Source organism: Herbaspirillum lusitanum (genome assembly GCF_026127345.1).
GTDB classification, from domain to species: Bacteria; Pseudomonadota; Gammaproteobacteria; order Burkholderiales; family Burkholderiaceae_D; genus Herbaspirillum; species Herbaspirillum lusitanum.
In genome coordinates this window covers 402,299-413,581 of the sequence record NZ_QXFG01000012.1, presented here as the reverse complement: position 1 = coordinate 413,581, position 11,283 = coordinate 402,299, and the positions used below count along the sequence as shown (strand labels likewise).

Sequence of the window (11,283 nt, the reverse complement as noted above, 5' to 3'; positions counted from 1 at the left end):
AGACAAGTTTCCCTTCTTTATCCGATTTGAGCACGTCACCAACGGCGACTCATAAGCGGAATTCTTCTTCGGCTCGCCTGCGGCATCGTGATTCTCATTCTTGGTTTTATTGGTAGCGGAGAACTGCGACCGTAGCTTCATCACCGTACCCTGGCGATGCGAAGCGAGCCAGTCTCGAATTCCCGCTTGCGAGTAGCCGGTGGCGGCAGGTGCAAATCGGATAAAGAGGGGAAACTTGTCTGAGCGCAGCGAGTTTGTTTCCTCTCCCGATTTGTGCCTGCCGACGCCGGGAACCCCCGAAGGGGGCTACGAACTTGCGGTCGCCTTCTTTTGCTTACTTTTCTTGGCGAAGCAAAGAAAGTGAGTAGCTGCCGGGCTACCCCCGGCGAAGGGTTGATCGAAGAAAGAACAGCATTCATCAACGCACTGCAAGCAAGTCGGAACAAAACACAGCACAGGACCACGTCAACCCAAACCGCTAAAAAAGCCTATTTCAAACTACAATACCCCCACCATGCCCACCCGCCCCAATCCCGACGACCTACTCGACCGCGTCATGCGCGACGAAGACCGTCAGACGCGCGGCCGGCTCAAGATTTTCTTTGGCTCATCCGCCGGCGTCGGCAAAACCTACGCCATGCTGGCCGCCGCGCAAAACCTCCAGGAACAAGGCGAGCAAGTCCTGGCCGGCATCGTCGAGACCCACGGCCGCGCCGACACCGAGGCCATGCTCGACGGCATCGAGCGCCTGCCCCTGCGCAGCACGCAATACCGCGACCGTACTCTCCACGAATTCGACCTCGATGCCGCGCTCGAACGCAAACCGACCGTCATCCTGGTCGACGAACTGGCGCATTCCAATGTCCCCGGCTCGCGCCACGCCAAACGCTGGCAGGATATTGAAGAGCTGCTGCATGCCGGCATCCACGTGTACACCACCGTCAATGTCCAGCACATCGAAAGCCTCAACGACGTCGTCGGCCAGATCACCGGCATCCGCGTGCACGAGACCATTCCCGATCATGTCTTCGACCAGGCCGACGAAGTCACGCTGGTCGATCTGCCGCCCGACGAACTGTTGCAGCGCCTCAAGGAAGGCAAGGTCTATCTGCCGCAACAGGCGGAAAAAGCCGGACGCAATTTTTTCCGTAAAGGAAACCTGCTGGCGCTGCGCGAGATCGCCCTGCGCCGCACCGCCGATCGGGTCGACGCCGACATGCGCGAGTACCGCGCCGATCGTTCCATCGTCCAGCTGTGGCAGACCAAGGAACGCATCGTGGTGGCCATCGGCGCGCGCGCCGACGAAGACAAGCTGGTGCGCGCGGCGGCGCGGCTGGCAGCCAAGCTGCAGGCCGACTGGCTGGCGGTGCATGTGGATGCCCCGAGCTGGCCGCGCGTCACGCTGGCCGGACGCGAGCGCATACTCAGGAACCTCAAGCTGGCGCAATCGCTGGGTGCGGAAACCGCCAGCATCACCGGCGAAGACGTGGCGCAGGCGCTGGTGCAATTCGCGCGCAGCCGCAACGCCGGCAAGCTGGTGATCGGTCAATCCCATGGTCGCGGCTGGACGCGCTGGTGGCGCAAGAACCTGGCTGCACGCATCGCCGCAAACGGACAGGATATCGACGTCTATACCGTAGCGCGCCCGGCGGAGTCGGGACGCGATGACAGCGTCAGGACCCCGGTCGAAGAGTCACGCGACGACGGCGGACGTCTGCGCCGGCACCGCCGGCGCGGCTATCTGTGGGCGACCGTCAGCTGCGCCGTGACCACGGCGATGGCGTGGTGGCTGATCGCCTATCTGCATCCGGCCAACGTGATCATGCTGTACCTGGTCGGCGTGATGATCGTCGCGGTGCGTTACGGGCGCTCGGCGTCGGCGCTGGCGTCGGTCATGAGCGTGCTGGCCTTCGATTTCTTTTTCGTGGCGCCGCGTTTTTCCATCAGCGTTTCAGATGCACAGTATCTGATTACCTTGCTGGTGATGCTGGCGGTGTCGCTGTTCATCAGTTCGCTGGCCTCGCGCATGCGGCACCAAGCCAACGTCGCCATGCTGCGCGAAGCGCGCGCCGGCAACTTGTACATGCTCGGCAAGGAACTGGCGGCGGTGCTGACGCTGGAGCAGATCCTGGAAATCGGCCGTCGCCATCTGGGTGCGGTGTTCGGCGCGAAGACGGCGTTCTGCCTGCCCGACAGCGGCGAGAACGTGCGTGTGGCCGCACCGGAAGAACACGACACGCACGCCTTGCAGGACATCGACCTGGGCGTGGCGCAATGGGTCTACGACAACGACCAGGCGGCGGGACGCGGCACCGCTACCTTGCCGGCGGCGCAGGCGTTGTACCTGCCTCTGAACGCCACCATGCGCACGCGCGGCGTGCTGGCGTTCGTGGCCGAGGATCCGCTTCAACTGGCGTTGCCGGAGAATCGGCAAATGCTGGAAATTTTCTGCTCGCAGATCGCCATGGCGATCGAGCGCCTGCACTACGCCGAGGTGGCGCAGGATGCGCTGGTGACGATGGAGTCGGAGCGCCTGCGCAATTCCTTGCTGTCGGCAATCTCGCACGATCTGCGCACGCCGCTGACTTCGCTGGTCGGCAGCGCCGAAGCGCTGGCGCGGCAACCGTCTCTGGGCGCCGACGAACGCGAGATGGCGGTCACCATCAGCGAGCAGTCGCAACGCATGTCGGGGCTGGTGGAAAACCTGCTCGACATGGCGCGCCTGCAATCCGGCGGCATCACGCTCAATCGCCAATGGAATTCGATCGAGGAAGTCGTCGGCACCGCGTTGCGACTGTTGAACAAGACGCTGGGCGAGCGCCGCGTCGAGACGCACCTGCCGGCCGACCTGCCGCTGGTGCGTTTCGACGCCGTGCTGATTGAACGGGTCTTTGCCAATCTGATCGAGAATGCCGTCAAGTACGCGCCGGCCGGCGAGATCATCGTGGTTGATGCGAAAGCAAATGCAGGCCTGATGGAAATCAGCGTGATCGACCGCGGCCCCGGTTTCCCGGCGGGCATGGAAGAGCGCGCGTTTGAAAAATTCACCCGCGGCGATACCGAGTCGAGCACACCCGGCGTCGGCCTCGGGCTGGCGATCTGCCGCGCGATTGTCGATGCGCATGGAGGCACGATACGCGCATTGCCTGCAGATGGCGGGCGCGGCGCGCGCGTCTGTTTCACTTTGCCTTTGGACAAACCTCCGGCCTTGCCGGAAGAGGAATAACGATCATGTTGGATCATGCAGGCAATATCGTTTTCGTCGAGGACGACGCCCATATCCGCAAGCTGGTGCGCGGCGCGCTCGAGCAGGAAGGTTTCATCGTCCATGAAGCGCGCACCGCACGCGAGGGCATGGTGGAAGCCGGCACCCGCAAACCGGATCTGGTCATCGTCGATCTCGGCCTGCCCGACCAGGACGGCAAGCAGGTCATCGCCGACATCCGCTCGTGGAGCGATGTGCCGATCGTGATCCTGTCGGCGCGCACGCAAGAGGCGGAAAAAGTCGCCGCGCTCGACGCCGGCGCCGACGATTACCTGACCAAGCCCTTCGGCGTGCCGGAATTGCTGGCGCGCATCCGCGCCCAGTTGCGTCGGCGCAGCCAGGCCAGTGCGGCGACCGGACGTTTCCGTCTCGGCGATCTGCTGATCGATCTGCCGGCGCGCACGGCCAGCAAGGGCGGCGAGGCGGTGCACCTGACCCAGATCGAACATCGCCTGATCGCCACGCTGCTGCGCGACGCCGGCCGCGTGATCACGCACCGCACCTTGCTGGCGGCAGGCTGGGGGCCGTCGCATACCGAAGATCATCACTACCTGCGCATCTACATGCAACGCCTGCGCCAGAAGCTGGAAGACGATCCGGCGCAACCCAAGCACATCGTCACCGAAATCGGCGTCGGCTACCGGATCGTCAACGCCGAGCCGGCCTGATACGGCTGCCTGCTGCAGTCTCAAGGTCTGTTGGCAAACCTAAAGATCCCCCCAGATATCGATCTGACGGCGGATCGTGCCGGCATGGCCGTCGCAGATGATCAGCATTTCCTTGCTGCCGCTGCGCATGACGAAGCGGAAATACTCCGCCGCGTTGCGCTGCACGAAACTCTCGCTTTCAATCTTGCCGGCGCCGGCCATGGCTTCCATGGCGGCACGCCGGCATGCCGGCAATTGCTTCCTTGCTTCGATGGACGGGCCGTAGTCTTCCGGCGAACGGTAGGGCACCACCGCGTGCGCATCGGGTAGCAAAGTGAAGCACATGAGCAGCGCACTCAATGCCGCTGAAATTCTCCCGTCCATGTCAGCCTCAGAAGGTGCGCGACACCGACAGCACCAGCTGGTCGCGGCCGAGGTTCTTGCCCTGGACCGTGTAGCCGGCGTCCTTGGCGTTGGTGCCGGTGTAATAGGCCGCCAGCACGTACCCCGAGAAGTCGCGGTTCAGGCCCAGCTTCCAGTCGGTGTACGACAGGTTGGAGGAGTTGGGGCCGGTGTAGCGTTGATGGCCGAGGTGGGCGACGCCGTTGATGCCGGCAACCAGCTCGTGCGTCAGCGCCAGGTCGATGTAGCTGGAGCCGCGCGTGTCGGCGCTGCCGAAGGTATTGCCGACCGCGTAGGAATAGCGCAGCGTGATCCACTTGGCGTCGAGGCCGAGATACAGCTCATTGGTGTCGGCTTTGGTGAAACCATTGGGGAAGCTGCCGGGATAAGCGTAGTGAAGGAAGCCGACGTCGCCGCTCAGCGTGTCGCTGAAACCATATTTGAAGCCGCCATAGAGGTCGGCTTCCAGGCTGGCCGAAGCGCCCGGCGTGGTGTCGCTGATCCAGCTGATGTTGGATGCCCAGATACCGGCGTAGAGACCGCTCTCGTGCGAGAGATCAAAACCGCCTTGCACGGCCGGTTTTTCATTGGTCTGGGTCAGGCCGCGGAAAACGTACTGGCTGTAGAGACCGATGTTGGCGGTGGTAGTGAAGGCCGGTGAAGAGGCAGGCGCCGTCGCACCGACGCTTTCCGCAGCAGCTGCAGGCAGCACATGCAGCACAGGCAGCAGAGCGGCTGCAGCCACGGCAAGGGAAACGAAACGGAACGGCGCAAATCGGGATGTCATTTTCTTGTACTCCACAAATCAGGTTGATGTGGACCACAAGATAAGAAATGCGGCGTCTAATTCTCATAAAACTTTACGCCGCGCGGATAAACGCGCCGTAAAAAATCGCGGCAATTACATCGCGCTCAGCACCGCTTCCAGGTCATCGTCTTCGGCCGGCGGCGTCGACATGTCGAGCACCGCCTCAATGTGGTTCAGGTGTTCGATCATGGCCGCCACCGCCTTCTCGACCTTGCCGGCGGCGATGGCGTCGATGATGTCGCCGTGCTCGTCGTGGGTGCAGGCCGGCACGGTGGGGGAGTCGTACAGCACGATGATCAGGCAGGTCAGCGAGGCCAGTTCGCGCATCATCTTGCTCATGACCGGGTTCTCGACCATGTCGGCGATACGGATGTGGAACTCGCCCGACAAGCGGATGATCGCGCGGCGGTCGTTGGCTTCGCGGGCCTGTGCTTCCAGGGCGACGTGGGCGCGCAGCTGGGCGATATGCTCTGGGCGGGTGTGTTCGCACAGATGGCGCAGCAGCGCCGGTTCGATCAGGCGGCGCGCTGAAAAGATCGCGCGCGCTTCGCTCGGCGTCGGGCTGGCGATGAAGGCGCCGCGATTCGGAATCGTGGTGATCAGGCCTTCGTGGCTCAGCCGCGCCAGTACTTCGCGCACGCGCGTACGGTTGACGTTGAAGATGCCTGCCAGCTTTTCTTCCACCAGCTTGGTGCCGGGCGTGAGGCGATGTTCCATGATCGAGGTGAGGATGCGCTCATAGATGACGTCGCCGGCCATCGGCCGCGCGCTCACCGCTTGGGCGGGCAGGGGGCTGTTGTCCGCTTTGCTTGCGGTCTTCTTGCGGCCGGGTTTGACGGTAGTGGCGCTGGTGGTGCCGGTCATTGCGTTGTCCTGAGGTGAAGTATTTTGTGAGGATATATTGTCACAATTATCAAAAATTTTCCCGACATTTATAAATTATTTTGTCGCACCGGTTTGGTTCGATTTTCGTTCTTTTGCACCAGCATGGGTGTCATTTGCTGCTTCGCATCGGTGAATGCACGGCCTTTCATCTGCTCTTCCCGAAAAACACGATGGAAACTCTCCTGGCACAGGTATTGCATTGTTTGTCGCAATCAGTATTTTAAATTGTCACAATCTGTATTGCAGTCCATGCTCATTGTTTCGATGAGTTCCATCTTTGAGTTACTTACGGGAGAGTCACCATGCACTATCAAGTATCCGGCGCACAAAAAAACCTGCCGCGTTCGTCCGTCATGCGCACCGTCGTCGTGGCTGCAGGACTTGCCATCAGCCTGGCTTTCGCTGGCGTATCTCAAGCCCAGGCCCAGGCCAAACCGAAATTCAAGCTGGCCTACGCCAAATGTGCGCACTGCATGTCGATGGCGCTGGTGCCTGAGTTGGCCAGGAACGTCGACATCGAAGGCATCAACTTCACCGCCGGCAGCGATGCGCTGACCGCGCTGGTGTCCAGGAGCGTGGATATCGCGCAGGTGACCTACTTGTCCTTCGTCAGCGGTCTCGACAAGGGCTTCGACCTGGTGGCGGTGTCGGGGCAGGTCAACGGCGGCTCCGAAATGCTGGTCGGCAAGGACATGGCGCTGGCGTCCGACGACTGGGCCGGCCTGAAGAAACTGATCGCCGACTACAAGGCGCAGGGCAAGCCGTTCCGCATCGCGGCCTCGCGCGGCAATGCGCAGGACTTGCACATGCGCGGCGAGCTGGCCTTGAACGGCATCAATCCGAGCAAGGACGTGCAGTTCGTCAATATCCCGAATCCATCCGACCATGCGGCGGCCCTGCAGCGCGGTGAAGTCGAGCTGATCTGCTCGGTCGAACCGTTCGCCTCGCAAATCCGCATGACCGGTGTCGGCAAGCATTTCGCCTTCCCCTACAAGCAAGCCGCCGGCCGCCTGACCAACCTGATCGTGACGCGCTCGGACGTGATCAAGGAACATCCGGCCGAGGTGAAGGAGACCGTCGCCGCCGTGGTGCGCCTGGTCGACAATTTGCAAAAGGACAAGGGCGCCTGGGTCGCCAGCATCGTCAAGGGCACCGGCCTGGACAAGACCGTCGCCACCGAAGCGCTGAAGAATTCCTATCCCGACTTCAAGATGTACCGCGCGCAGACGCAAGCCATCGGCGCGATGATGAAGGATCTGAAGTACATCTCCACCGACGTCTCGGCGCAGATCGACAAGAACATGGACTACAGCTTCCTGATGGAAGTCACCAAGAAGCCGAAGTCCGAACTGGGCTATTGATTCAGGCGCAAGGCTGGTTTAACTGGATAGAAAGCAGGTGATCACAATGAATGGTTTGATGCGCTCCTTGTCGGAGGCGAAGTGGCGGTTCGCCGTACCGATTTTTCTGGTGCTGTTCTGGGAAGCGTTTTCCCGTTCGGGAGCGATTCCTGCTTCCTTGCTGCCGGCGCCGTCGCGCGTGTTTGCAACCTGGATGGACTGGATTTTCGGCTATAGCGAAGCGGCCCAGGACAGCAGCGGTCGCTGGATCTTCGACGCCATGGCCAGCTGCATGCGCGTCACGGCGGGTTACCTGATCGCGGCGATGTCCGGTATTGCGCTGGGCGTGGCGATCGGCTGGTGGCGCTGGGTGGAGAAAGCCATCGAGCCGACCGTGCAGATGCTGCGGCCGATTCCGCCGGTGTCGTGGATTCCGCTGGCGATCATCTGGTTCGGCATCGCCAACAAGCCGGCGATTTTCCTGGTGTTCCTGGGCGCCTTCTTTCCCATCCTGATGAATACCGTCCATGGCGTCAAAACCTCCGACCGCAATCTGTTGCGTGCGGCGGCGATGGCCGGCGCCAACCAGAGCCAGCTGCTGCGTTTCGTGATCCTGCCGGCGGCGATGCCGAGCATCTTCGCGGGTCTGCGCATCGGTATCGGCAGCGCCTGGATGCTGACCGTGACGGCGGAAATGGTGGCGGTCAAGAGCGGTCTCGGTTACGCGCTGTGGGATTCGTATTACTTCCTGCGCTACGACCTGGTGATCGCGGCCATGATCAGCATCGGCTTGCTCGGCTATCTCGCCGACCTGATCCTGAAACTGATCATGAATTCGGTACTGCGCTGGCAGCATGTGGCGACGGTACAGGGCAAAGCGTAAGACTCGGTAAGGAGAACAACATGGCATTCATCGAACTCAACAATATCGTCAAGGTCTTCAAGGACAAAAACCGCAAGGACAAGAATAAAGGCGGCGACATGCTCGCCATCGACAACGTCACGCTGAGCCTGGAGAAGAAGGAATTCCTCTGCCTGCTGGGCCCGTCCGGTTGCGGAAAGTCGACGTTGCTGAACATGATCGCCGGCTTCGAGCATCCGACCTCCGGCAGCGTGATCGTGGACGGCAAGCCGATCACCGGACCCGGAGCCGATCGCGGCATGGTGTTCCAGCAGGCCAACCTGATGCCGTGGCTGCCGGTGTGGGACAACATCGCGTTCTCGCTCAAGCTGCAGGGAAAGAGCGCCGCCGAACGCCGCGCCGCCGCCCAGCCGTTCATCGAAACGGTGAAACTCAAGGGCTTTGAAAATCATTTCCCGGCGGAACTATCCGGCGGCATGGCGCAACGCGTCGGCATCGCCCGCGCGTTGTTGCAAAACCCGTCGGTGATCCTGATGGACGAGCCGTTTGCAGCGCTCGATGCGCAGACCAAGATGGAAATGCAGGAAGAACTGGTCACGCTGTGGCAGCGTTACGAGGGTACGATCGTGTTCGTCACGCACAGCGTCGACGAAGCGCTGGTGCTGGCGACCAAGGTCGCCGTCATGACGCATCGCCCGGGCCGCATCCGCGACCTGATCGACATCGACCTGGCGCGCCCGCGCGACACCACGAGCGCCGAATTCAACCAATACAAGCGCCATGTGCTGAGCCTGATCCGCGAAGAATCCGCGCTGGCCCATGCCGATGCTATCAAAATCGCTGCATAGAATTTCAAGGAAATCATCATGACTCAACGTACCCTGCTCGGCATGCTGACGCCTTCCTCCAACACCACGCTGGAGCCGGTCACCACCGCAATGCTCGCCGACATCCCGGAAGCCAGCGCGCACTTCGGCCGCTTCCGCGTGACCGAGATCGCCTTGTCGAACCAGGCGCTGGCGCAATTCGACGACAGCGAAATCCTGCGCGCGGCCGAGCTGCTGTCGCACGCCAAGGTCCAGAGCATCGGCTGGAACGGCACCTCGTCGGGCTGGCTCGGCTTCGACGCCGACGAACGCCTGTGCCGCCGCATCACCGAAGCGACCGGCATTCCGGCCTGCACCTCGGTGCTGGCATTGAATGAAATCTTCGACATCACCGGCGTCAAGCGCTTCGGCCTGGTGACGCCTTACCTCGATGACGTGCAGGCGGCGATCATCAAGAACTACGCCGCGTCGGGCATGGAATGCATCGCCGAACGCCATCTGCGCAAGCAGGACAATTTCTCGTTCTCGGAAGTCGGCGCCGACGAATTGCGCGCCATGGTGCGCGAAGTCGCCAAAGAGAAGCCGCAAGCCATCACCATCTTCTGCACCAACCTGCGCGGCGCGCCGCTGGTGGAAGAGCTGGAGCGCGAAGTCGGCATTCCGATCTACGACACCATTTCCACCGTGGTGTGGAAGTCGCTCAGGCAGGCCGGATCGGATCCTTCCCGCATCCGTAATTGGGGCAGCCTGTTCCGTGATGTTGTTTGAGAACGGAGCAGCGCATGGAAGACTTTGATCTGGTAATCCGCAACGGCACCGTCGCCACCGCATCCGACATCATGCAATGCGATGTCGGCATCGTCGGCGGCAAGGTCGTGGCGCTGGGGCGTAATCTTGCGTCCGGCAGGAAAGAAATCGATGCGGCCGGCAAGCTGGTGCTGCCGGGCGGCGTCGACAGCCACTGCCATCTCGATCAGCCGATGGAAGAGGGACTGGAGATGGCCGACGATTTTCGCAGCGGCACGATCTCGGCGGCATGCGGCGGCACCACGACGGTGATTCCGTTTGCCGCGCAGGCCAAGGGTCAGTCGCTGCGCGCCGCGGTGGAAGATTATCATCGCCGCGCCGAAGGCAAGGCCGTGATCGACTACGCCTTCCACATGATCGTCAGCGACCCGACCGAAAAAGTCTTGAAGGAAGAACTGCCGCAGCTGATCAGCGAAGGCTATACCTCGTTCAAGATCTACATGACCTACGACGACCTCAAGCTCAACGACCGGCAGATCATCGACGTACTGGCCATCGCACGGCGCGAAGGCGCGATGGTGATGATTCATGCAGAAAACGCCGACTGCATCGCGTGGCTCACCGAGCAACTGGAAGATGCCGGCCTGACGGCGCCGAAGTACCACGCGACCTCGCGGCCGATGCTGGTCGAGCGCGAAGCGACGCATCGCGCGATCGCGCTGTCCGAACTGGTCGACGTGCCGATCCTGATCGTGCACGTATCGGGCAAGGAAGCCATCGAGCAGATCCGCTGGGCGCATGGTCACGGCCTGCGCATCTATGCCGAGACTTGTCCGCAGTATTTCATGCTGACGGCAGACGACCTCGATCAGGAGGGCTATCAGGGCGCCAAGTGCATCTGCAGCCCGCCGCCGCGCGACAAGGAAAACCAGCAACACATCTGGGATGGCCTGGCCAACGGCTTGTTCACGGTGTTCTCGTCGGACCATGCGCCGTTCCGTTACGCCGATCCCAAGGGCAAGATGCCGGGCGGGAAGGAAGTGCCGTTCCGCTATATTCCCAACGGCACACCGGGGCTGGAAACACGTTTGCCGCTGCTGTTCTCGGAAGGCGTCGGCAAGGGCCGCATCGACCTCAACCGTTTTGTCGCACTGACGGCGACCGATCCGGCCAAGATGTACGGCCTGTATCCGCAAAAGGGCACGATCGCCATCGGCGGCGACGCCGATATCGCGATCTGGGATCCGCACAAGGAAGTCGTGATCGCCAACGACAAGCTGCATCACAACGTCGACTACACCCCGTATGAAGGCGTGGCCGTGACCGGCTGGCCGGTGACCACGCTGTCGCGCGGCGAGGTGGTGTATGACGGCAAGGATCCTCGGGGCGCGGTCGGTCGCGGTGAATTCTTGAAGTGCGGTCTGCCGGATCCGGCGCGTCCGCGCAAGCGCTGAAGCGTCAACGTATTGCGTGTGTCATCTCAGACAGTTGTACCTGTCG

10 protein-coding genes are annotated in these 11,283 nt (G+C 61.9%); 7 read left to right on the top strand and 3 right to left on the bottom strand.

Annotated elements, in window-relative coordinates:
* Positions 1-514 precede the first annotated feature (514 nt).
* Positions 515-3,226, top strand: coding sequence for a DUF4118 domain-containing protein (locus DXT88_RS19445; RefSeq protein ID WP_265215651.1), 2,712 nt, complete (start codon positions 515-517; stop codon positions 3,224-3,226).
* Between the two features lie 5 nt (positions 3,227-3,231).
* Positions 3,232-3,933 carry a response regulator gene (locus DXT88_RS19440; protein ID WP_116434974.1) on the top strand — a complete coding sequence of 234 codons (702 nt, stop codon included), beginning with the start codon at positions 3,232-3,234 and terminating at the stop codon, positions 3,931-3,933.
* Between the two features lie 39 nt (positions 3,934-3,972).
* Here the strand turns inward: DXT88_RS19440 and DXT88_RS19435 are convergent, their stop codons facing one another.
* From DXT88_RS19435 to DXT88_RS19425, 3 genes are all read right to left on the bottom strand, one after another.
* Positions 3,973-4,296: a hypothetical protein gene (locus DXT88_RS19435; protein ID WP_265215650.1), complete on the bottom strand. Its 324-nt coding sequence runs from the start codon at positions 4,294-4,296 to the stop codon at positions 3,973-3,975.
* Between the two features lie 7 nt (positions 4,297-4,303).
* The gene (locus DXT88_RS19430; RefSeq protein ID WP_265215649.1) at positions 4,304-5,101 is read right to left on the bottom strand and encodes a TorF family putative porin; all 798 of its coding nucleotides are present in this window, start codon (positions 5,099-5,101) and stop codon (positions 4,304-4,306) included.
* Positions 5,102-5,215: 114 nt separating this feature from the next.
* Positions 5,216-5,986, bottom strand: a complete 771-nt coding sequence (locus tag DXT88_RS19425; RefSeq protein ID WP_265215648.1) for a GntR family transcriptional regulator — start codon at positions 5,984-5,986, stop codon at positions 5,216-5,218.
* Positions 5,987-6,309: 323 nt separating this feature from the next.
* Between DXT88_RS19425 and DXT88_RS19420 the strand changes: the two genes are divergently transcribed.
* Genes DXT88_RS19420 through hydA form a run of 5 tightly spaced genes read left to right on the top strand, consistent with a single transcriptional unit; the run spans position 6,310 to position 11,237 of the window.
* Positions 6,310-7,368 carry an ABC transporter substrate-binding protein gene (locus DXT88_RS19420; protein WP_265215647.1) on the top strand — a complete coding sequence of 353 codons (1,059 nt, stop codon included), beginning with the start codon at positions 6,310-6,312 and terminating at the stop codon, positions 7,366-7,368.
* Positions 7,369-7,414: 46 nt separating this feature from the next.
* Entirely contained in the window at positions 7,415-8,230 is an 816-nt protein-coding gene (locus tag DXT88_RS19415; RefSeq protein WP_016835899.1) for an ABC transporter permease, read from the top strand.
* Between the two features lie 20 nt (positions 8,231-8,250).
* Positions 8,251-9,057 carry an ABC transporter ATP-binding protein gene (locus DXT88_RS19410; protein ID WP_265215646.1) on the top strand — a complete coding sequence of 269 codons (807 nt, stop codon included), beginning with the start codon at positions 8,251-8,253 and terminating at the stop codon, positions 9,055-9,057.
* 18 nt (positions 9,058-9,075) lie between these two features.
* On the top strand, positions 9,076-9,804 hold the full coding sequence (locus DXT88_RS19405) for a maleate cis-trans isomerase family protein (RefSeq protein WP_265215645.1): 729 nt from the start codon (positions 9,076-9,078) through the stop codon (positions 9,802-9,804).
* A gap of 14 nt (positions 9,805-9,818) precedes the next feature.
* Positions 9,819-11,237 (top strand): dihydropyrimidinase, encoded by a 1,419-nt coding sequence (gene hydA / locus DXT88_RS19400; RefSeq protein ID WP_265215644.1) that lies wholly within the window; start codon positions 9,819-9,821, stop codon positions 11,235-11,237.
* Positions 11,238-11,283 lie beyond the last annotated feature (46 nt).

Coding starts and splice junctions, on each gene's coding strand:
- DXT88_RS19405 (WP_265215645.1), top strand. CDS start 9,076: ATGACTCAACGTACCCTGCTCGGCATGCTGACGCCTTCCTCCAACACC.
- DXT88_RS19440 (WP_116434974.1), top strand. CDS start 3,232: ATGTTGGATCATGCAGGCAATATCGTTTTCGTCGAGGACGACGCCCAT.
- DXT88_RS19435 (WP_265215650.1), bottom strand. CDS start 4,296: ATGGACGGGAGAATTTCAGCGGCATTGAGTGCGCTGCTCATGTGCTTC.
- DXT88_RS19445 (WP_265215651.1), top strand. CDS start 515: ATGCCCACCCGCCCCAATCCCGACGACCTACTCGACCGCGTCATGCGC.
- DXT88_RS19420 (WP_265215647.1), top strand. CDS start 6,310: ATGCACTATCAAGTATCCGGCGCACAAAAAAACCTGCCGCGTTCGTCC.
- hydA (WP_265215644.1), top strand. CDS start 9,819: ATGGAAGACTTTGATCTGGTAATCCGCAACGGCACCGTCGCCACCGCA.
- DXT88_RS19410 (WP_265215646.1), top strand. CDS start 8,251: ATGGCATTCATCGAACTCAACAATATCGTCAAGGTCTTCAAGGACAAA.
- DXT88_RS19425 (WP_265215648.1), bottom strand. CDS start 5,986: ATGACCGGCACCACCAGCGCCACTACCGTCAAACCCGGCCGCAAGAAG.
- DXT88_RS19415 (WP_016835899.1), top strand. CDS start 7,415: ATGAATGGTTTGATGCGCTCCTTGTCGGAGGCGAAGTGGCGGTTCGCC.
- DXT88_RS19430 (WP_265215649.1), bottom strand. CDS start 5,101: ATGACATCCCGATTTGCGCCGTTCCGTTTCGTTTCCCTTGCCGTGGCT.